Annotated in this window: 25 protein-coding genes; 15 read left to right on the top strand and 10 right to left on the bottom strand. The window is 32.5% G+C overall.

Annotated features, from left to right (window positions below; genetic code table 11):
- Nucleotides 1-2: 2 nt before the first annotated feature.
- Nucleotides 3-722, bottom strand: a complete 720-nt coding sequence (locus tag BXU10_RS24360) for a DUF4386 domain-containing protein (RefSeq protein ID WP_078230031.1) — start codon at nt 720-722, stop codon at nt 3-5.
- Between the two features lie 194 nt (nt 723-916).
- Here BXU10_RS24360 and BXU10_RS24355 point away from each other — a divergent pair, with 194 nt between their 5' ends.
- Nucleotides 917-1,381 (top strand): hypothetical protein, encoded by a 465-nt coding sequence (locus tag BXU10_RS24355; RefSeq protein ID WP_223255567.1) that lies wholly within the window; start codon nt 917-919, stop codon nt 1,379-1,381.
- Between the two features lie 251 nt (nt 1,382-1,632).
- On the opposite strand, the gene BXU10_RS24350 is transcribed toward BXU10_RS24355, so the two are convergent.
- The 4 genes from BXU10_RS24350 to BXU10_RS24335 form a co-directional block, all read right to left on the bottom strand.
- Nucleotides 1,633-2,397 carry an SDR family NAD(P)-dependent oxidoreductase gene (locus BXU10_RS24350; protein WP_078230057.1) on the bottom strand — a complete coding sequence of 255 codons (765 nt, stop codon included), beginning with the start codon at nt 2,395-2,397 and terminating at the stop codon, nt 1,633-1,635.
- Between the two features lie 181 nt (nt 2,398-2,578).
- The gene (locus BXU10_RS24345) at nt 2,579-3,505 is read right to left on the bottom strand and encodes an AraC family transcriptional regulator (RefSeq protein WP_078230030.1); all 927 of its coding nucleotides are present in this window, start codon (nt 3,503-3,505) and stop codon (nt 2,579-2,581) included.
- A 108-nt stretch (nt 3,506-3,613) separates the two neighbouring features.
- Nucleotides 3,614-4,177 (bottom strand): 2'-5' RNA ligase family protein, encoded by a 564-nt coding sequence (locus BXU10_RS24340; RefSeq protein ID WP_078230029.1) that lies wholly within the window; start codon nt 4,175-4,177, stop codon nt 3,614-3,616.
- Between the two features lies 1 nt (nt 4,178).
- The gene (locus tag BXU10_RS24335) at nt 4,179-4,493 is read right to left on the bottom strand and encodes a hypothetical protein (RefSeq protein WP_078230028.1); all 315 of its coding nucleotides are present in this window, start codon (nt 4,491-4,493) and stop codon (nt 4,179-4,181) included.
- A 175-nt stretch (nt 4,494-4,668) separates the two neighbouring features.
- Here BXU10_RS24335 and BXU10_RS24330 point away from each other — a divergent pair, with 175 nt between their 5' ends.
- Together BXU10_RS24330 and BXU10_RS24325 are read left to right on the top strand one after the other, a co-directional pair.
- Nucleotides 4,669-4,830 (top strand): DUF1328 domain-containing protein, encoded by a 162-nt coding sequence (locus tag BXU10_RS24330; RefSeq protein ID WP_078230027.1) that lies wholly within the window; start codon nt 4,669-4,671, stop codon nt 4,828-4,830.
- Nucleotides 4,831-4,917: 87 nt separating this feature from the next.
- Nucleotides 4,918-5,568 carry a DUF5661 family protein gene (locus tag BXU10_RS24325; protein WP_078230026.1) on the top strand — a complete coding sequence of 217 codons (651 nt, stop codon included), beginning with the start codon at nt 4,918-4,920 and terminating at the stop codon, nt 5,566-5,568.
- A gap of 75 nt (nt 5,569-5,643) precedes the next feature.
- Here the strand turns inward: BXU10_RS24325 and BXU10_RS24320 are convergent, their stop codons facing one another.
- Together BXU10_RS24320 and BXU10_RS24315 are read right to left on the bottom strand one after the other, a co-directional pair.
- A complete protein-coding gene (locus BXU10_RS24320; RefSeq protein ID WP_078230025.1) occupies nt 5,644-6,120 on the bottom strand; it encodes a hypothetical protein in 477 nt (158 codons plus the stop codon).
- Between the two features lie 38 nt (nt 6,121-6,158).
- Nucleotides 6,159-6,485: a hypothetical protein gene (locus BXU10_RS24315; RefSeq protein WP_078230024.1), complete on the bottom strand. Its 327-nt coding sequence runs from the start codon at nt 6,483-6,485 to the stop codon at nt 6,159-6,161.
- A 188-nt stretch (nt 6,486-6,673) separates the two neighbouring features.
- Between BXU10_RS24315 and BXU10_RS24310 the strand changes: the two genes are divergently transcribed.
- The 3 genes from BXU10_RS24310 (at nt 6,674) to BXU10_RS24300 (ending at nt 8,743) form a co-directional block, all read left to right on the top strand.
- Nucleotides 6,674-7,249, top strand: coding sequence for a ferritin-like domain-containing protein (locus BXU10_RS24310; RefSeq protein WP_078230023.1), 576 nt, complete (start codon nt 6,674-6,676; stop codon nt 7,247-7,249).
- A gap of 66 nt (nt 7,250-7,315) precedes the next feature.
- Entirely contained in the window at nt 7,316-7,966 is a 651-nt protein-coding gene (locus BXU10_RS24305; RefSeq protein WP_223255566.1) for a DNA-formamidopyrimidine glycosylase family protein, read from the top strand.
- 78 nt (nt 7,967-8,044) lie between these two features.
- On the top strand, nt 8,045-8,743 hold the full coding sequence (locus BXU10_RS24300) for a DUF72 domain-containing protein (protein WP_078230021.1): 699 nt from the start codon (nt 8,045-8,047) through the stop codon (nt 8,741-8,743).
- A 53-nt stretch (nt 8,744-8,796) separates the two neighbouring features.
- Here BXU10_RS24300 and BXU10_RS24295 read toward each other — a convergent pair whose 3' ends face one another.
- A complete protein-coding gene (locus BXU10_RS24295; RefSeq protein ID WP_078230019.1) occupies nt 8,797-9,297 on the bottom strand; it encodes a pyridoxamine 5'-phosphate oxidase family protein in 501 nt (166 codons plus the stop codon).
- A 181-nt stretch (nt 9,298-9,478) separates the two neighbouring features.
- Here BXU10_RS24295 and BXU10_RS24290 point away from each other — a divergent pair, with 181 nt between their 5' ends.
- The 3 genes from BXU10_RS24290 (at nt 9,479) to BXU10_RS24280 (ending at nt 11,683) form a co-directional block, all read left to right on the top strand.
- On the top strand, nt 9,479-9,913 hold the full coding sequence (locus tag BXU10_RS24290) for a response regulator (RefSeq protein WP_078230018.1): 435 nt from the start codon (nt 9,479-9,481) through the stop codon (nt 9,911-9,913).
- 304 nt (nt 9,914-10,217) lie between these two features.
- Nucleotides 10,218-10,583 (top strand): hypothetical protein, encoded by a 366-nt coding sequence (locus BXU10_RS24285; protein WP_223255565.1) that lies wholly within the window; start codon nt 10,218-10,220, stop codon nt 10,581-10,583.
- Nucleotides 10,584-10,858: 275 nt separating this feature from the next.
- Nucleotides 10,859-11,683: a hypothetical protein gene (locus BXU10_RS24280; RefSeq protein WP_078230016.1), complete on the top strand. Its 825-nt coding sequence runs from the start codon at nt 10,859-10,861 to the stop codon at nt 11,681-11,683.
- A 61-nt stretch (nt 11,684-11,744) separates the two neighbouring features.
- Here BXU10_RS24280 and BXU10_RS24275 read toward each other — a convergent pair whose 3' ends face one another.
- On the bottom strand, nt 11,745-12,005 hold the full coding sequence (locus tag BXU10_RS24275) for a SemiSWEET family sugar transporter (RefSeq protein WP_078230014.1): 261 nt from the start codon (nt 12,003-12,005) through the stop codon (nt 11,745-11,747).
- Between the two features lie 14 nt (nt 12,006-12,019).
- On the bottom strand, nt 12,020-12,868 hold the full coding sequence (locus BXU10_RS24270; protein ID WP_078230012.1) for an SDR family oxidoreductase: 849 nt from the start codon (nt 12,866-12,868) through the stop codon (nt 12,020-12,022).
- Between the two features lie 251 nt (nt 12,869-13,119).
- Here BXU10_RS24270 and BXU10_RS24265 point away from each other — a divergent pair, with 251 nt between their 5' ends.
- From BXU10_RS24265 to BXU10_RS24240, 6 genes are read left to right on the top strand one after another with little or no spacing between them, the layout of a single operon-like run.
- Complete coding sequence (locus BXU10_RS24265; RefSeq protein ID WP_078230010.1) at nt 13,120-14,343, top strand: response regulator; 1,224 nt, start codon at nt 13,120-13,122, stop codon at nt 14,341-14,343.
- A 5-nt stretch (nt 14,344-14,348) separates the two neighbouring features.
- Nucleotides 14,349-17,918, top strand: coding sequence for a response regulator (locus BXU10_RS24260; RefSeq protein WP_078230009.1), 3,570 nt, complete (start codon nt 14,349-14,351; stop codon nt 17,916-17,918).
- A 17-nt stretch (nt 17,919-17,935) separates the two neighbouring features.
- On the top strand, nt 17,936-18,301 hold the full coding sequence (locus BXU10_RS24255) for a response regulator (RefSeq protein ID WP_078230007.1): 366 nt from the start codon (nt 17,936-17,938) through the stop codon (nt 18,299-18,301).
- 7 nt (nt 18,302-18,308) lie between these two features.
- A complete protein-coding gene (locus tag BXU10_RS24250) occupies nt 18,309-19,118 on the top strand; it encodes a protein-glutamate O-methyltransferase CheR (protein ID WP_078230006.1) in 810 nt (269 codons plus the stop codon).
- Nucleotides 19,100-19,690 (top strand): chemotaxis protein CheB, encoded by a 591-nt coding sequence (locus tag BXU10_RS24245; RefSeq protein WP_078230004.1) that lies wholly within the window; start codon nt 19,100-19,102, stop codon nt 19,688-19,690. The genes BXU10_RS24250 and BXU10_RS24245 overlap by 19 nt, the downstream gene beginning before the upstream one ends.
- A 43-nt stretch (nt 19,691-19,733) precedes the next feature.
- A complete protein-coding gene (locus tag BXU10_RS24240) occupies nt 19,734-21,431 on the top strand; it encodes a carbamoyltransferase C-terminal domain-containing protein (RefSeq protein ID WP_078230002.1) in 1,698 nt (565 codons plus the stop codon).
- Nucleotides 21,432-21,437 lie beyond the last annotated feature (6 nt).

The raw sequence follows: 21,437 nt of genomic DNA, 5'->3' as shown, positions 1-21,437 counted from the left end.
AATTAATTAACGGCTAACTTTTCTTTCCAAACAGGAAGGTTGACTCCTTTAAAAATAAGCCATAAGCTTAAGGCTAATTCTGCGATAAGGCACGGCATCAATAATAGAATACTGGAGAGCTGCGGAAACAGAATTAAAGCAAAACTGTTTGTTAAATAGCAGAATCCTGCAATTGACATCAGTACTCCAAATATTTTTGGAAAATATCCGGATTTGCAAATTAAATATCCTTCGATAAGACATACAAAACCAAAAAAGATCAATCCAACGCCGAAGCCAAAGTCGTGCAATTTTATAGAAAGATAAGACAACGTATGCAATTGATCCGGACTAAATGATTTTAAATAATCGGCATCTCCCAAAAAGAAAAGCGCTGCCAGTAGATTTAATTTGTTGGCAACCAAAACAGCAGTCTGAATCAAATTGAAAGAAAGATTAAGGAGTGCCAGTTTTTTGTTTACAGGCCTAAGTAAATAATAGAGAATTATCATTACAGGCAGATCACAAATCTGCATAATCAAATCTGCGGTAATGCCAATTTTCCATAAAAATTCAGAATGTATAATGTTGTTTGCAGTAGCGGTTGCATCTCCATAAACAACTAGTTTATTTCGGACAAAGGTTTCAGCAAAAGCACCGGCTATGATGATGAGTAAATAAAATAGCCCTGCGATTCGGGCATAAAGCTGTGGAGAAGTTTCAAATTTTGTTTTGTCTTTCATAGGTGATGATTTGGTTTCAAAATTAGACGGTTAGTACATCAAAAAGTTACTTGTTTTATCAATTAAAAATCAGATTATTTTTAATTTAAACTGAAAATTTCATTGAAACTTCATTTTAAATTCATTTATAAGTAGTAAATTTATTACTGATTTTTTGGACTTATTAATTTTTAATGATAGAAAAAATGAAAAGAATGTCTGTAATTTTCGCTCTGTTCAGCTTTAGTTTTTTAATTGCACAGGAAGGAACGAATATGAAAAAAACAGTAACTCCTACTGAATTGGTTAGAGTTGCTTTTGAAAAAGAATACCCGGGAAAAATACCGGTCTGGTATGAAGAATATGTTGGCGACGACAATGATGAAATTCGTTATGAGGCAAAATTCAATGTAAACAATACTACGAAAGCACTGGCGATTTATGACAACTTAGGAAATATGAAAGCGTATGAGCTACAGATTCCGTTAAGTAAGCTGCCGGTAAAAGCACAGATTTACCTGAAGAAAAATTATCAGGCAAAAGCAATAAAAGAAATTGCAGTAGTGGTTAATGATAAAAACCAAACTACTTATGAAGTTGGAGTCGAAAAAGATTCAAAGTTTTACGATCTCATTTTTGATAAAAACGGAGGATTCGATGTGAGTATCGAAAAAAATTAAATGTGCTTACTTACTAATTCAGATATTTAAACGACAAACCCGATAAGTTTTAGCTTATCGGGTTTTGTTTTTGTAGAAGCATAGTGTTAATTTAAAACACATAGAAGCATAGTTTTTGTAAACGTAAAAGACGTTTCACTTATTTAAAAAACACATAGCTATGTGTTGAGAAATGATTTTCTCTTTTTTAACCTTTTCAAAAAAAAAGCTATGTTTCTATGTGTTGAAAAACAGGTTGAATTTCTAAAATATTATAAAAATATTCCTCCCGAAACCTCAATAAGCTGTCCATTTACCCAACGGGATTCTTCAGAACATAAAAAGGCAACTACACCGCCAATATCATCAGGAAGACCAACTCTTCCTAAAGCAGTTAAACCGGCAATCATTTGGTTTATTTCATCATTGTCACGAACAGCGCCTCCGCCAAAATCAGTTTCAATAGCACCGGGAGCCACTATGTTGGCTCTGATTTTTCTCTCGCCCAGTTCTTTTGCCTGATATTGTGTCAGAGTTTCGATAGCGCCTTTCATCGAAGCATAAGCAGCATAACCCGGGAATGAAAATCTTACCAGACCGCTTGAAATATTTACAATTCCGCCGCCATCGTTTAGTATTGGTAATGCTTTTTGGGTTAAAAAGAAAGGGCCTTTAAAATGAATATTAGTCAGGAGGTCAAATTCATCTTCAGTAGTTTCTGCAAATGAATTATGAATTCCGATTCCGGCATTGTTTACCAAAAAGTCGAATTTATTTGTTTTGAAAGTGTTTTTCAGAAGAGTTGAAACGTTCTCAATAAAGGAATCAAAAGTAGCGGACTCCGCAACATTTAACTGAATTGCAGCTGCCGTCTGACCTAAATTTTCAATCTCTTTGACTACTTCATCAGCTTCGTCTTTTTTACTGTTATAAGTAATAATCACGTCAATTCCTTTTTTTGCAATTGCGATTGCCATATTTTTTCCCAGACCTCTGCTTCCGCCTGTTACCAAGGCGATTTTTGTATTTACTGCCATTTTGTATTTTGTTTTAAATTGATATGACAAAGGTATAAGCAAAGCGGTGTATGCAATTGTAAATATCAAACCGATGTTTGCAAAATTCAAATCAGAATTAAAAATTCAATAGCAATGTCAATGTCAAAATTCAATATCAATTTTAAACCCAAACGTTAAATCTGAAACTGAACTTTCAAAATTAATTCCTGAAAGCTAATGGTGTTAAAGAGGTTTGTTTTTTAAAGAAATTCGAAAAATGTGCCAGTTCTTCAAAACCCAGCGAATAGGCAATTTCAGAAATATTCCAGTCGGTTTGTTTTAAAAGAATTTTGGCTTCGCTTGTTAATCGGGAACTGATTAATTCTGTTGTGGTTTTTCCGGTGTTTTCCTTTAAAACTTTGTTTAGGTGATTAACATGAACTGATAGCCTTTCTGCAAAATCTTTGGCAGTTCTTAATTCTAAACGCTGATGTGGCGATTCTATTGGGAATTGCCTTTCTAGTAATTCAGCAAATAAGGATGAAACCCTTGCTGCCGAATTGTGTTTGGAGTATAAAGCTGTAATGGGCTGTAATTTCTGTCCAAAGTGAATTAATTCAGCGACATAATTCCGAATCAAATCATATTTATAGACATAATCAGAGTTGATTTCTTTTTGTATTTTGTTGAAAATCAATTCTACTTCTGAAACTTCTTCATCCGAAAGCTGGAAAACAGGATAGCCGTCTGAAGCAAAAATAGGTAGTTCGTTTAAATCAATCCCACTTTTATTTTTTGATAAAAATTCACTCGAAAACACACAAAATTGTCCAGCCTGATTGGTTTCCTGAGGGATATAATTGTAAGGGATCCTGGGTGTGGCAAACAAAAGTCCCTGCTTTTCAATTTCGATTATTTTGTCGGCATATTCTGCTCTGTTTTTCCCCCGAATTAAACTTATTTTGTAATAGGCTCGTCGGTCATAAGGCATGGCGGCGCATTTACTGGAAAGCCTTTCTAAAAGATCTTTGATATCAAAAACATTAAAATGTCCAATCTCTTTCTGAATGTCACTTGGCAATAATGACTTTGGTTCTACAGTTGAGCCTTTGGTAATATCCTCGTAAAAAGAGTCTAATGATTTCATAAGTGTGAATTGTAAAATTCAAATATACGAAAACTAATTGTGAGATGTAAAATGTAAAATGTAGAATGTGAAACTTATTCACTTTCTAACTTCTAACATTTTACAAAATCAAAACAAACTTCCCTGAACAAATTCAGGCTGTGCGTTTCCATTAAATATAAAAGCATCAATAACAAAAAACTGCTTTTTAACAGGGTCGAGTTCGCGCAAGACAATTTCTTTACACAAAAAATCAATCTCAATAGTAGTAAAGAGCTGTGAGGCTATTTTGAGATTTTCAGATGTAAGTTTTCTGCCAATCGACAGGTGCGGATCATCACTTTTTTTGAGTTTTAAAGATTTCAAAGTTTCCTGAATCTTTTTCATGACTGGTTTCAGATTGTTTTTCGAAGCTTCATTGGGAGCAATAAAAAAGGCACCGCTGTTTTCATAAAACGAAAAATGATCCAGATAAATAGGGAGAGGTATAAAAGTATCGCAAACTTTAACAAGTTTTTGTTTGAAGATATTAATTTGAGAATCGTCAATTGTGAATTCGCAGATCGTAATATGTGCAGTCGAATTGCAACTGTTATACCAGTTGATTTTGCTTTTTAAATACTCCTTCATTGTTTTAACAGCATCAATAACATCCTGCGAAGGATAAATTGCAACTGAATACTTTTTCTCCATCTTAAAGTTCTCCTTTTTTATACAACCGGTCATAAATTTCAGACTGAAGCAATCCGCTTCCGCCTCCAAAATGCTCTATGATTTCAACTCCGGGATGGGCTTTTAAACAAAATGCTGAAAATTCCTTTTCGACATGATCCTCAATTGCAGAGCTTAATAGAACAAAATCAACATTATGCTGTAAAAAGTGATCCTTGGCTAATTCTTCATCATTAAACCCAACGGCATTCCAGTTTTCATTTGCATTTACTAACCTTAGCAAAATTTCAAGTATGGGTTGATTTTTACCTAATATTAAAAAGTCATATTTTTTCATAATGCTATAGTTTTCATTACAAAAATAGTTTTTAAAAGCTAAAAATGGCTTAATCTACATTAAGAATAACATTCGATTGCGATAAAAAAATAATGTTTTGAGTTAATCTAATTTCTGTTAAAAATGGAAATTTGATGTAACAAACAAAATCAGTATTAACTAAAAAATCAATATTATGTTACGTTGGACAGTCATTTTTATTATCTTGGCTATAGTAGCCGGAATATTTGGTTTCGGAGGAATAGCTGCCGGAGCCGCTAGTATCGCTAAAGTCTTATTCTTTATATTTATTGTATTATTTCTGCTGTCATTAATTAGCGGAAGAAGAAAAATTTAGATAAAACTTCAAAAAAGGAAAGTAAAAAAACGGCACATTTATTTTGGTAAATGTGTCGTTTGTAATTTTAAAATAAAACATAAAATCATGGGAACAAAAAGTGGCGCTTATCAGGATGTTTACATCAAAAGAGAAGATGAAATGGTAAGCTTAAAAAATGATGTGACAGATTTTTGCGAAAAATATATAAAAACTATCCATCCGGATAATTGGGACTGGTCGATCAGGGATTTTGAAAATCCGGATAATGATCCAACCGTTGATGAAGCAAGAGTAATTGGAAGATTGGTTTTTAAAGATTTGAGTAATGAAAAAGAAACCGATGTTGATCTTTCTACTATGAATAATGTCGAATCTATAAAAGCTTACTTAAATCCGGACAGTAAGTATGAAGTATTTAATATGGAAGAATTTGCTTTTGCGCTCAAAGTCGAACTGGAACACGGAAGAATTAAGGATGTCAATGTAACCAACAACCATCCTTTTTTAACTGCGATGATTGCACTTGCTCATATGACAGAAAGCCTGACCTATTATAAAAGATTAAAAGTTATGGAAGCTGAAGGTGAAATTTATGAAATCATTCGTAAAATAGAAAGTTCAGACAGTTTTGAAAAAGACAAATGGTACAAGGAGCTGATTAAAGCCGAAGAAGAACTTAAAGAAGCAAGAGCAGGTCTGGCGGAACGTCTGGAAAAAATGGATGATATTCCGGCTCTGGAAAAAATTGGGGATTGATTAATTTTGATACAAATAAAAAACCGTTAGAAGCTCTAACGGTTTTTTGGGGTATTTTATGGTATTTAAACAAGCTCAGAACTTCCTCGGATCATTTGAAGGATAATTTTCCTCATTTTTTTCTTCCTGAATATCATCTTCCTGATATTCTAAGTCGTCCTCTTCTTCAATCTCTTCGTCGTCCTGATCAATTTCTTCTAAATCTTCTTCGGTTTCATTAAAGGTGTTGTCAAATGAATCAGAAGGATTGTCAAATTCGTCATTAACGATTCTTTCATCGCCATCAAGGTCAATTTCTTCATCAAGGTCGTCTAAGTTGTCATTGCCTTCCATATCTCTGTCTGCATGAAAATCATCGTTTAGGTCGTCTAAATCATCTTCATCATTTGTGATTCGTTCATCCGGATTTGGTTTGTTTGGGTCATGACCATTTCGAACCGCAAACCCCTGTTCGGCGATTTCTCTGTTGGTTTGTTTCTGTTTATTGTTTTGATACAGTTCCTCATTCATAAGGACATTTTTATCTGTATTATTTTGATCTATAGTGTTCATAATAGTAGTTTTTAGTATTATTAATATTTAGCTTATGATTAGTCATTTCGTTGTTCTAACTCGTCATAATCTAAGTTTTCATCGTTTTGTATGCCTTCTTCTTCCTGTTCCGTTTTTTCAGGTTTGTAGTAATTATCATCTTCCTGATGTTTTTTAACATATTCTTCTTCGCTCATACTTCCATCATTTGGAATATTTTCATTTCGAATTATATTATCTTTTTTCAGAAGTTTATCAATTGCGCTTTCAATTAAAATAGCCGCATCAGGATCCAAAAATCCTCCCTGATATTTTTGTTCAAAGTAAAGCTGTGCGTTTTCGTAATGGTTATATTTATTTCTGCTATTTGAGATATGCGTTTTCATGATATTTATTTTTAATAATTCAATATTACAAAGCTATCCACGATTCAAAAGAAACCTCTTACAGAATTTAATAATCTATTTTCATAATCTACAGGTGTTTATCTTGAAACTCTGGATTTGAATAATATAAGTAAAGGGTTGATTAACAATCTAATTTTGAAAACATTAATCAATAAAAATTTATAATTATGAAAACTACAGATAATAAAAAAGAAACAGCCCTTAAACAAGAAGCTAAAAAAAGTGGAGCAGTAAAACCAAAGTCAAATGCTGCAAAAGGTCTGACAGAATTGTTTGAGGATAGTCTTAAAGATATCTATTGGGCAGAAAAAGCCTTGACAAAAGCACTTCCAAAAATGGCTAAAAATGCAACATCGGCTGATTTAATCGAGGCTCTAAATTCTCACTTGACCGAAACGGAAGAACATATAATTCGTTTGGAAAAAGTTTTTGAACTGATAGGCAAAAAAGCTACAGCTAAAAAATGTGATGCCATGGATGGCTTAATCGAAGAAGGAAAAGGAATTCTTGAAGAGACAGAATTAGGTGTGGTACGTGACGCCGGAATAATTGCAGCAAGTCAAAAAATTGAACATTATGAAATTGCAACTTACGGAACACTTAGACAATTTGCAGAAACATTAGGATTCGAAGAAGCAGCTGCTTTATTAGAGCAAACGCTTGACGAAGAAAAAGGAGCAGACAAAAAACTTACCGAAGTAGCAGTAAATGCAGTAAATCTTGAAGCTGCAGAATTAGAGTAATTTTTATGAAATATTAAAAAGCGCAGTTCTATACTGTGCTTTTTTAGTTTATTAAAATAGTGATTTATGCCAGAAGGTCCATCAATAGTGATATTAAAAGAAGCAGTACAGCAATTTTCAGGGCAAAATATCATTGATGTTTCGGGAAATAGCAGTATCGATATTTTGAGGTTAAAAAACAAAACGATACTTGAATTTAAAAGTTGGGGTAAGCATTTTTTAATTTGCTTTGATGACTTTACTGTCAAAATTCACATGCTCATGTTTGGTACTTATCTAATCAATGAAAAAAAGGAAACTATTCCAAGACTGAGATTGGTTTTTACAAATGGAGAAATTAATTTTTATACCTGCTCGATTAAAATTTTAGAAGGCGACATCAATCTTTATTATAATTGGGAAGAAGATGTGATGAGCGAAAATTGGAATCCCGAAAAAGCAAAAAACAGTTTGGATAAGATTCCCAACAAGATGATTTGTGATGCTTTATTAGAACAGGACATATTCTCCGGAGTAGGAAATATTATAAAAAATGAAGTTTTGTACAGATGTAAAATTCATCCGGAATCTTTAGTAGGTAAAATTCCTTTAGAGGACATTCAAAAACTTATTGACGAGAGTGTTATATATAGTTTTCAATTTCTGGACTGGAAAAAAAAGTATGAATTAAAGAAACATTGGCTCGCACATACCAAAAAAAAAATGTGTTCGTTGTAATCTTCCATTAGAAAAAAGGCATACCGGTATAAAAAAACGCCGAAGTTTTTTTTGCACCAATTGTCAAAAAATATACCTATGAAAAATAATGTTTTAAAAGGCTGTTCAAGTTTTAATAATCGTTTTTGGAAAGGTATTTTCTATCCTGAAAATCTCCCTGCTTCTAAATGGTTCGAACATTATTGCCAATATTTTGATACTTATGAATTCAATGGTAGTTTTTATAAATTTCCTACAGTAGAAATATTTCACAATTGGTATAAAAAAGCTCCTGAAAACTTTCTGTTTTCAGTTAAGGTGCATAAAGAGATTACTCATATTAAAAAATTTACAAATTGTAAAACCCTCATTGAAGATTTTTACAGCATTTGTAAAAACGGCTTAAAGGAAAAATTAGGATGTATTTTGTTTCAGTTACCGCCAAGTTATCAGTATAGTAAGGAAAGGCTCCATGAAATTGTAGTGAACTTAGATTATGAATTCAAAAATGTTATTGAATTTAGGCATGAAAGCTGGTGGAATGAAGATGTATGGGAAATTTTTCTTGAAAATAATATTACCTTCTGCAGTGTAAGTTATCCAAATCTTCCACAGACAGTTTTTACTGAATTCCCATTAATTTACATCAGGTTTCACGGTAATTCAGAACTTTTTTATTCGGGTTATTCTACCGTCGAATTAAAGCAGATTAAGAACAAGCTGGAAGACAAAAATGCTTTTGTTTATTTTAATAATACAGCAGGCACACAAGGAATCTTAAATGCCCTTGAATTTTAAAAAATATAAAAATGACAATTAATAATCATTTCGATTGCCATTTTTATATCCTTCTATAGTTCAAGATTGCCTTCAATTCCGTCATCCATTGTTTTTCCGGTTACAAAAGCTACTGTCATTTTTGCAATTGCAACCATTTTACCATTTTTATTATTCCAGTAATAACCATCTTCGGGAACAACTTTTATAATACTCAAATTAGGATCATCAGCACCGCCGGTCATCCAGATTTTGATTATAGGATTCCATAATTCTTTAATCCTTTTTCGATCATACGAAATAGTAGCATTGCCATGCAGGATCATGAATTTGTCGTGAGGCTGGGCAAAAATAATTTCGACTTTTGAATTTGCTGAAATTTCTTCATTTTTGTTACTGTTCTTATCTGATAAGAAAAAAAAATTTCCATATTCGTCGATCTCCTGAAATGACATTGGGCGAGATTGTAATTTTTCGTTTTTATATGTACACAACATACACGTTTTTATATCTTCAGCCAGATCTTTTATTTTTTCAGCTGCTGAAATATTTTTAAGGTCTTTATGATCTCCCATGTTTTTATTTTTAAAATTTATACAAAAAATAAAGATCAGTTTTTTTAGTTTTTTACAGTTATATAATTCATTCTTAGGATTATGATATTTCTATTTTTCCTGTTTTCAGAAATTGTGATGTAATTGGTAATCCTCTTAAATTATTTATCTTTGGCTTAGATTTATTAATTTAAAAATTCTTATGGATGCAATAACTATATTCTACACTGATGATGACGAGGATGATTTGAGTATTTTTGCTGATGCTGTAGAATCATTGCAGAAAGAAATAAAACTTCAGACATACACAGGTGGAGAAAAACTGTTAAATGCAATTTATAATCCCCCACCAGCACCGGATGTTATTTTTTTGGATTTGAACATGCCGGGGAAAAACGGTTTTGATGTTTTGGCAGAACTTTATAATGCCGATAAACTAAATATTCCGATCATTATATTTTCAACATCAAATGAGCCCGGAATTATCGAAAAATGTCGTGCTTTAGGAGCTAGTTTATTTATAACCAAGCCAGTTTTAATGAATGACATTATAAAGTCTATTGAGCATGCCCTGCAAATAGACTGGGAGAATTTTGTTCCAACAGTTAATAATTTTGTTTTTCAAAATAAAGATTAAAAGCACTGTCTTTATCTTTTAGTTTTGATTATTGTAATTTCTTATACTTTTCTGCATTTTACAATTTCCTGAGCCAATCTGGCTCCATTCCTGTTGGCTTTCACAATATTGATAATTCGGAGATGGCATTGTATTTTAATTGCTTTTTTTCGGGTTAAAATCTCAATATTGTTCTATATCGAATTTATAGTTGCGTTTTTTAATTTTTGCACAAATGACTTAATGGGATAAAAAAAATATTTTTTGAGTCAAAAGGTTCTTTTTAAATAAGTGAAATTTGCTTAGAAAGGTTTGAAAAACTTTAATGAATCATATAATTGATATTATCATGAAAAAAGAACTTTCAAAACACGAATTAGAATATATAGAGGAGTATCAAAAAAAAGGGTATTGCTGTAATTTTTTGTTTAAGGATGACTCTCTTTTAGAAACAGAATCTAAATATTCTTATAAACCGGAAGAGATTTTTATTGTAGCCCATCATAGATACGAAGGAATGAGCGATCCGGACGATATGTCAATTTTGTATATTATAGAAACGGCAGACAATAAAAAAGGTACTTATTTATTAGGATATGGCCCATCTGCCGATTTGGAAGCAGCTGAATTTGTTAAAGACATACCCGAAAAAAACTATTCGACTAATGCCGATATTAATAAACTCACTTAAAGCTTAATTAGATTCATAGGTTAGGATTTTTTTATTTTGCTGAAAAAACAGCTGTTCAAACATTAAGTTGGAGCAGCTGTTTTTGTTTTATCAGACATGTTGTTTTTTTATAAACTATTAATTATGAAAGTCCTGCGAAAAATTATATAACAACAAACCTTTGCAGTATATCGAAATTTGAATTGTTCAAAAGAGATAGAATTAATCATAAAAAATTAAAGTTTAAAATTCCGAACTCTTTTTAATTATAAAACTCATTTTTAAAAAACGATCAGATGAAAAAACTTTACTTAAATACAGGCAGAATGAACACTATTTTTAATGACCTTAAAGATAGTTTGAATGGGACATTAACTTCAGAAAATAATCAATACAATTTAACGGTTAAGTCTAAAAATGCAAACGGGTTTATAAGTGGTATCACTTTTAATAAACAAATTTCATATATACAATTTGATATCGTATTTAATTATGATACGTTGCTTAGCATGGAATCCTGCAAACATTCGCCTATTTTATTCGCTTACTGTTCAGAGGGTAGCTTTAGTCATAGTTTTGGAATCAATGGTGCAATAAAAAAAATAAAAACCAATCAAAGCGGTATTATCAGAAACACGTCAAATATTAATAATATTTTTTATTTGGAGGGATATAAACGTGTTCAGATGTCGATTGTGATCTGTACTGCTTCTAAAACAGAAGATGTTGGTCTCTTGTCAGATTTAAATAAGATTTTCTATAATACATCAGGACAATATATCAATATTGAGCCGCAAAATTTTAAAATCGCACAAAAGATTAAAGAAATTGAGGCTATTCCGCAAAGAGGAATTGTAAAAAAATTATTGAGTAAAAGAATTGTAGAAAACATTTTAGAAACAGAACTCGATCAGCATACATATGGATATATGAAAGACATAAAGCCAATTTTAACACTCGCCAATAAACAAATAGAAGAACTTAAAAGAGTTTCTAATTTGAATTTTTTGAATGCGTTTTCAGGAACCGGTCACATGAGCCGAAATTATTTATCAAAAGTATTTAAAGAAAAATATCATCTGGCATTCAGTAAATTATATAATCAAAAATTAGTTAGCTAGCAGAGCCTCACATATTGAAAAAAAACAGCTTTTATGAGGCTGTTTTTTTTTATTTTAGGATTTATTCTTTTTCATAGTAAATAAGAAAATAGACCATTATCAGATTTAAGAATAACGAAATGCTGTTGGTAATAATGATTGGGAAATCGTTTTTTAAAATCCCGTAAACAACCCATATTACAATTCCAAAAGTGAGTACGCTAAAGGTCAGTAGTGAAATTTGTTTTACCTTTTTGGTTTTCCATACTTTTATTATTTGCGGAATAACCGAAACAGTGACACAAAATCCTGCAAACAAACCCATTATGTCAGTAAAATTCATAATTTTAAATTTAATTAACTTCCTATCAGTTCACCACCGTTTATGTGAATAAATTGCCCGGTAATATAACTGCTGTCTTCAGATGCTAGAAAAACATAAGCAGGACCAACTTCTGATGGCTGTCCTGGTCTTCCCATTGGATTGTCTTTTCCAAAATCAGAAATTTTATCGAATGTAGCAACAATCAGAGGTGTCCATATGGGGCCAGGAGCAACGCCGTTAACCCTGATTTGTCTTTTTGCCAGCATGGTTGATAACGATCTGGTAAAACTTAAAATAGCACCTTTTGTACTCGAATAATCAAGAAGATGTTCACTTCCACGATAAGCAGTGACCGAACTTGTGTTTATAATGCTGTCGCCTTTGTTTAAAAAAGGTAAAGCTGCTTTGGTAATATAAAAATAAGGATAAATATTGGTTTCAAAAGTTTTTTGAAGCTGTGCCGCAGTAATTTTTTCAAGCTCATTTTGAGGAAACTGAACAGCAGCATTGTTTACTATCACATTTATTTTGTTAAATGTTTTGATACAGGCTTTTATAGCATTTTTGCAAAATTTTTCATCCTTCAGGTCCCCACTGATTAAGAGGCATTGCTGACCTTCTTTTTCAATTAACTCTTTGGTTGTCTGAGCATCTTTATCTTCTTTAAGGTAAACAATTGCAACATTGGCACCTTCTCTTGCAAAATGGACAGCAACACTCCGGCCTATTCCGCTGTCACCTCCGGTTATAAACGCGACTTTCCCTAAAAGTTTTCCGCTTCCGTCATAATTTTCTTTGATAATCTCAGGCTCGGGTTTCATTAAATATTCATTGCCAGGAAGGCTTTGTTTCTGTTCAGGAAATGTTTTTGTATTTTTCATGATACTTAATATTTAAGATTACCTGCTAAAATAATTCTAATCCTTGGTAATGTTTGACTTGAAAGAATTTAAGATTGTCGCAAAAAGTCTTTGATTGCATAAACAAAGACATGGGAATTATGTAAGAAATATAATTTCTAAATACAAAAGGTTGATTTTTTTTTAAATATATTTGAGAGTTTATAAAAATTTAAATTATAAAGTAAATTTTTAAAATGTACTGTAATCATAATGCTTTAGCTCACAAATAGATGATATTAATTGTAGACGATATAAGGGCAAATATTATAGCCTTAAAAAAAACATTAGAATTACATGATATCGATGTAGATACCGCAGAATCAGGAGAAGAAGCATTAAAGAAAATTTTACAAACAAATTACTGTCTTATTATCATGGATGTTCAGATGCCTGGTCTGGATGGTTTTGAAGTGGTAAAAATTCTCTCGGGCAATAAAAAAACAAAAGACATTCCTGTTATTTTTCTTTCGGCACTTAATATCGAAAAAAAATACATTTTTAAAGGATACGAAACCGGAGCGGTAGAATATATAACAAAGCCGGTTGATACAGACTTACTGATTTTGAAGGTAAAAACTTTTCTGAAGATTTACGAACAGCAGAATCAGTTAAAAGAAATAAAAGACCTGCTTTCAAAAGAAATCAAGATTCGAAAAGAAGCGCAGGATAATCTTGAAATAAAAATCTCAGAAAGAACAAAAGAATTAGTCTTAAAAAATGAAGAGCTGGAGCTTAAAAATCATGAGCTGCAACAGTTTGCATGGGTAGTTTCACATGATTTAAATGAACCTATAAGAAAGATTCAGATTTTTATTAAAATCATCAAAGACCTTTATCTGGCTAAAGATGAAAAAGCGGTTGATTATGTAAACCGTACTATTAAATCGGCTGAAAGGATGCAGACTCTAATTACAGATTTGCTGGCTTATTCGAGATTATCATCAAAAGTACAGCCTGAAAAAACCGATTTAAATGAAGTTCTGCAAGAAGTGTTATCTGATTTTGATTACCTCATTGAACGTAAGAATGCAACAATAAAGACAAATGTGCTTCCAACTATAGACAGCATTCCGAGTCAATTGCGACAGGTTTTTCAAAATTTGATAGGAAACGCGCTTAAGTTTTCAAACAATACAGAAAATCCTTTTGTAGAAATTACATCTGAATTAATCGCAACTAAAGATTTCGGAGGAAAACCTTCAGCTCATGGAAAATATTGCCGCATCATTGTCAAAGACAACGGAATTGGTTTCGACGAAATTTATCTGGATAGGATTTTTATCATTTTTCAAAGTCTCAATGACCGTCAAAGCTACGAAGGAACCGGTATTGGACTCGCAATTGCAAAAAAAATAATAGAAAAACATAACGGTTTGATTACTGCCAAAAGTCAAATTGATCAGGGAGCAAGTTTTATTATGGTTTTACCCTTAGAATATCAGGAAATAAAATAATATATATGAAAAAAAATAACTTTAAGAGAAATTTACTGATCAGTTCTTTTGCCTCATTAATTATATTGATGATTAGTTCTATAGCTTCTTTTTTAAGCATTAGAAACTTATTAGAAAGTAATTATTGGGTCAATCATACTCAGGAAGTTATTTACAATTTAAACGAAGCAGCTTCTGTAATTACAGATGCTCAAACCAGTATGCGCGGATATTTAATATCAGGTGACGAGCAATTTCTGGATCACTATAATAATGCTGAAGAAGTATCAAATAAATTTTTTAACAGACTGGAAGAATTAACAGTTGATAATCCTTCGCAGCAGAAAAGCCTAAAAGAATTAAAAGAACGACGAGATATTTTTTTGAAATATCTCAATAATCAGGTTGTAAAAAAACGTTTGAAAAAAGATGCAGTCACTTTTGACCTTAACGAAGGAAAAAGGATGATGGATGAGATAAGAAGCTATTTTAAGCGTATCGAAAATAGCGAACAGTCCTTATTGAAAGAACGAAATGCAAAATCTGAGAAGTATGGCAATTACAGCTTTATTTTAATTATTGCAGCTTTTATAATCTCGTTTATAATTGCGATTACTTTTTTTATTCGGATCTTAAAAGATTATAACCAACGGTCTTTTCTTCAAAGTGAATTGCAACGAAAAGATAGTGAAACAGCACAGAGGATTGAGGCTATCAGTACTATTGCACAAAATATTTCAAATGGAAATTATGATGTTAAAGTAGACGATAAAAAAGCGGATGCTTTAGGCAGTGTTGGCGAATCACTTAATGCAATGAGTACTTCACTTAAACACTCATTCAGTTTGCTATCTCAAAAAGAATGGATGCAAACGGGGATAGCTAAACTGAATAATGTAATGCTGGGTGAGAAAGAACTCGAAAACATGTCAAAAGATATTATTGAATTTTTATGCCAATATACCAAAAGCAGTGCCGGGGTAATATATGCAATGGAAGGGGATGAGTTGTATGCAACGTCAGGTTACAGTTATCTGCCTAATAAAAATAGAACGCATATTAAAAAAGGACAAGGTTTAATTGGTCAATGTGTTGTGTCTGGAAAAGTTCTGGAATTAAAATCGTTTTCCGAAAATGATGTTCAGATTACATACGCTTTGGGAGAAATAAAACCCAAACATATTGTAGCAGTTCCTTTGATTGATACCAAAATTGAAGGCGCATTTGAGTTAGCGAGTGTTTATGGTTACAGCGATATAGATTTAGAATTTTTAGAAACTGTTTCCAGCAATATTGCCATTGCTTTAAAATCAACTCAAAATCGTAGACGTGTTTTTGAATTGTTAGAAGAAACTCAGGCACAATCTGAGGAACTGCAATTGCAACACACGGAATTAGAATCAATAAATGCTGAATTAGAAGCTCAAACCGAAAAATTACAAGCCTCAGAAGAAGAATTGAGGGTTCAGCAGGAAGAACTGGAACAGACTAATGAAGAACTTTCGGAACGCAGTGTTTTATTAGAGGAAAAGAACACTGAAATTCAGAAAAAATCTGAAGCTTTGGAACTTACAACCCGCTATAAATCTGAGTTTTTAGCCAATATGTCTCATGAGCTGCGAACGCCATTAAACTCTATTTTACTTTTAAGCCGATTGTTGTCTGAAAACAACAATAAAAGCATGAACAAAGAAGAAATTGAGTTCGCAAGAGTAATTATGAGTTCCGGTAACAGTTTGTTGGGACTAATTGATGAAATTCTGGACTTATCTAAAATTGAAGCAGGAAAAATGGAACTCGAGTTTTTGGAGGTCTCGACAAAAGAGATAACCGATAGTTTAGCAAGTTTATTTACTCAGGTCGCAAAAGAAAAAAATATCGGTTTTGAAATAATCTCAAAAGAAGCACCTCTTGTTATTAAAACGGATCGAATGCGCTTAGAACAAATCCTTAAAAATCTGCTTTCGAACGCTATTAAATTTACCGAAAAAGGATCTGTAAGTTTAGAAATAAAAATAAATGATGATGATGATAAAATTATTTGTTTCATTGTAAAAGATACCGGAATCGGAATCCCGTTAGATAAGCAGCCTTTAATTTTTGAAGCTTTTCAACAGGCAGATGGTTCTACAAAACGTAAATACGGAGGTACTGGTTTAGGGTTGTCAATTAGTAGGGAATTAGCAAAATTGCTTAAAGGCGAAATTATTTTGCATAGCAAGGAAAATGAAGGAAGCAGTTTTACATTATGTTTGCCAATTTATGGTTCATCAATAAAAAAAGTTATAGTCGAAAAGACACCGCCAATTCAAATTCAGGAAGAAAATAATCAGGAAACAGAAAGCAAAAAAAAATACATAAGCACTACCATTCCTGAAGAAATTGAAGATGACAGGGATTCGATATCTGAAAATGATAAAGTTATTCTGATAGTAGAAGATGATATGAATTTTGCAAAATCACTGCTTACCTTTACACGCAAAAGCGGTTATAAAGGAATTGTTTCAGTGCGAGGCGATTATGCTTTGAATTTCGCCTTAATGTATAAACCTGTTGGTATTTTACTAGACATAGAATTGCCTGTAAAAAGTGGTTGGGAAGTTATGGAAGAATTGAAAAACAATTTGCAAACCAAACATATACCGGTGCATATTATGTCATCGCATAAATTAAAACAGGAAAGCTTATTAAAAGGAGCCGTTGATTTTCTGGATAAGCCTGTTGCGTTTGAAAAAATTCCTGATATTTTTATGAGAATTGAACACATCATTAGCAAAGAATCTCAAAAGGTTTTAATTATAGAGGACAATCTAAAGCATGCCAAAGCGCTGTCTTATTTTTTAGAAACCTATAATATCAATTCTGAAATTAAAAGTGATGTTTCTGACGGGTTAAAATCCTTGACTAAAAATAATGTCGATTGTGTGATTTTGGATATGGGAATTCCCGATAAACAGGCCTATCAAATTTTGGATGGTGTAAAAAAGAGTCCAGGTTTAGAAAATCTTCCGGTAATTGTATTTACAGGAAAAAGTTTATCATTAAAAGAAGAAGTAAAAATCAAGAAATATGCTGATTCTATTATCGTAAAGACAGCACATTCTTATCAGAGGATGCTGGATGAAGTTTCTCTTTTTTTACATTTGGTTGAAGAAAATAAAAATGAGAGCGGTAAAAAAGAGAGTTATAAAAAACTTAATCTGCTCAATAATATTTTATTTGATAAAACGGTTTTAGTGGTTGATGATGACGTTCGAAATATTTATTCACTGACTAAAGCTTTGGAAGTTTTTAAAATGAATGTTATTACCGCTTTTGACGGTAATGAAGCCATAAAAGTTTTAGAAGAAAATCCAAATACAGATATTGTTTTGCTTGACATGATGATGCCTAATATGGATGGCTATGAAACGGCAGAAAAAATAAGAAGTAATCCTAAGCATTTATCTCTTCCATTAATAGCGGTTACAGCAAAAGCAATGACGGGTGATCGTGAAAAATGTATCAAAGCAGGCGCATCAGATTATATCACGAAACCGGTTGATATTGATCAGTTGCTGTCATTGCTGCGTGTTTGGCTGTATGATAAAGTTTAATTATAAAGTGGTGAAAAATGACTAAAAAACGACTTTTAATTATAGACGATGATTTGAGAAATATCTTTGCTCTCGAAAATACACTTCGCGCTAAATCATTCGATTGTTTATCATGTTTAAGTGCTGAGGAAGCTTTAAAAATGCTGAACTCTGACGAGAATATTGATGCAGTCCTAATAGATATGATGATGCCCGAAATGGATGGTTATGAAGCAATTCCTTTGATAAAAAAAATCCCTTCACACGAATCAACTTTTATTATAGCAGTAACAGCTCAGGCAATGACAGGAGATAAAGAAAAGTGTTTGCAAGCTGGCGCTGATGATTATATTTCTAAACCCGTTGATGTGGATAAATTGCTTTTAATGTTAAGCAAAATTTGAAATTGTTATGATAGAAGATATCGAACTGGAAACCCTTATTAATGAAATATACGAATACTACGGTTTTGACTTTGGTAGTTATTCAAGAGCATCTTTAAAAAGACGTGTAAACAGAGTATATCAATTGGATGGATTTACTCATTTTGATGAATTTTTATCAAAGGTGAGATACGATTCGGACTATTTTAAACACATGGTTGATGAAATTACGGTAAACGTTACTGAAATGTTTCGGGATCCTTTTTTTTATACTGTAATTCGAAATCAAATCCTTCCATTATTAGGAACAAAACCTTTTATACGTATATGGCATGCCGGCTGTTCATCCGGAGAAGAGGTCTATTCAATGGCAATTTTATTAAAAGAAGCTGGAATTTTGAATAAATCCTTAATCTATGCTACAGATATAAATGCAAAGGTTTTGGAAACAGCCAAAAAAGGAATTTTTCCGTTAAGGATGATGAAAGAGTATTCTGAAAACTATAGGTATTCTGGAGGTAAAGAAGACTTTTCGAGTTACTATATCGCAAATTATGGGATTGCAAAATTTAATGATGAACTGGCTCAAAAAATGGTTTTTTCTCAGCATAATTTGGTTTCGGATACTTCATTCAATGAATTTGATTTGATTTTTTGTCGAAATGTTTTAATCTATTTTGATAATGATTTACAAAAAAGAGCCATCAGTTTATTTGATGAAAGTTTGTCTGTTTTAGGTTTTTTAGCTTTGGGAACAAAAGAAACCATAAAGTATTCAATCTCTCCGGGTAAATACAAACAATTAGACAATGAAAAAATATGGAGAAAAATCAAATAAATCCAGATTTTAAAGTTGTAATTATTGGGGGGTCTGCAGGAAGTTTAAGTGTTTTAATGCAAATTTTACCTCAATTACCTGTAATAAAATCGTATGCTCTGGTAATCGTACTGCATAGAAGAAGTACAGATGAACAGACCCTGGAAGAGCTTATAACATTAAAAGTTAGCAGTAATGTTAAAGCCGTAGAAGACAAAGAACCCTTTCTACCCGGATGTGTTTATGTTGCGCCTTCCAACTATCATTTGTTATTTGAGAAAAATAATGTTTTATCGCTCGATACTTCTGAAAAAATAAATTACAGCAGGCCAAGTATTGATGTTTCTTTTGAATCGGCTGCTGAGGTATACAAAAAGCAATTAACAGGAATCTTATTGTCCGGTTCTAATGCTGATGGTACTCAGGGATTAAAAGCGATTCAAAATGCAGGAGGAACCATTATCGTTCAGGATCCGGAATCTGCCGAGATGCCTTTTATGCCAAATAGTGCCATTCAAAACACGACACCTGATTATGTTTTAAATATTCAGGGAATACTTGACTTTATTCTTTCAATAGATAACGAAGTTTAATTATTTTAGTAGTTTGAAAATAACTATATAAAGTATTGATTTGATGAATTCACCTATCTATGTTCTCGGTACCGGACTTTCCCACAACGGTTCAGCAGTTTTATTAAAGGACGGACGTGTTTGTGTCGGTATTGAAAAAGAACGTTTGAGCCGTATTAAACATGACGGAGGCAATGATAATTTAGCAATTCAGTATTGCCTGGATGCAGAAGGAATTGAATTAAAAGATATTTCTCTTGTGGTGCAGTGTGCCAATTTCGAAATTCCGGAGCGTAATCAATATAAAGGGACAAGACTTTTTGCAGAAGCAAAAGATCTGAAGATTGTTGATATTTCACATCATTTGGCTCATGCCTACAGTGCTGTTGGGACCTGTTCTTTTTCTGAATGTGCGGTTATGGTTATTGATGGCTGCGGAAGTCCGCTTGACCAATTCCTAAAATTACATCCCGAACAAAAACAATTTATAAGCCCTGAAATTCTGAATGAAGTTCAGATGGTTTGTGAAAAAGACAGTTTTTACCATTTCGACGGACAAAAACTAACTCCTTTAATGAAGGATTTTAGCGTAATGGCATATAAATCAGATAGTTTATTTTCGCTGCCTACCACCCAGCATTCTATTGGAGGTTTTTATGCGTCGGTTAGCCATTATGTTTTTGGTGATATGGATGATGTGGGTAAATTAATGGGACTCGCACCATTTGGGAAATCGGGAATCTTTAATTTTGAAGCTTTTGAATTCAGATCTGGCAACCTGTTTATAAATGAAGACTGGAAAAATCAATTTGCGAATCCGTCAAAAGGATATGAGTATTTCAAAAGTAATTTTGATTATTATGCCAATGTAGCAAAATGGGCTCAGGAGCAGGTAGAAAAAGCCGTTTTAAAATGCATTCATAACCGATTGGAAAAATTTCCTCACAAAAATTTATGTTATACAGGCGGAGTTGCGCTTAATGCCGTTGCAAATGCCAAACTGCAGGATAGTAAAATAGTTGAAAATATATATTTTGAACCAGCTGCCGCAGATAATGGTTTGGCACTGGGCTGTGCATTTTACGGTTGGTTAGAATATTTAAATATGCAAAAAGTACCTCACGATGGCAGTACCTGTTTTGGTAAAGCATACGCAAGTAATGAAATCGAAAAAGAGATCCATAAAGTTGAAAATAAAAAATACAATCCTGTAAAGTTTTTAGACGAAAATGAGCTCGTAAAGTTTTGTGCCGAAAAATTAAATCAGGGAAAAACAATAGCGTGGTTTCAGTCGGGAGCAGAATTTGGACCTCGTTCTTTGGGACGAAGAAGTATCTTGGCGCATCCCGGAATTGAGGGAATCAAAGATCATATCAATCTGGATATTAAATTCAGGGAAGATTTTCGTCCGTTTGCACCGGCAGTTTTAAAAGAAAAAGCAGACAAATATTTTGTGCAGGGAAGAAATAGTCCTTATATGATTTTAGTAGATAAAACAAAACCGGAATATTTAGAAAAGCTCAAAAACGTAACGCATCGGGATGGTTCAGCACGCGTACAGACTGTTGAAGAAAGCTGGAATCCGAAGTTTGTAAAATTGCTTACGGCATTTTATACACAAAGCGGAATCGCAGTCTTACTGAATACAAGCCTGAACAAAAAAGGGATGCCGATTGTTGAAACCCCACAAGAAGCAATTGATTTATTTGAAATGACAGCTTTGGATATTTTGGTTTTAGAAAATTATGTTTTAGAAAAGTGATTTAAT

The sequence above is a fragment of the Flavobacterium sp. LM4 genome, assembly GCF_002017935.1.
Classification (GTDB): domain Bacteria; phylum Bacteroidota; class Bacteroidia; order Flavobacteriales; family Flavobacteriaceae; genus Flavobacterium; species Flavobacterium chungangense.
The sequence above is the reverse complement of the archived record's forward strand: the minus strand, read 5'-3'. Positions and strand labels throughout refer to the sequence as shown.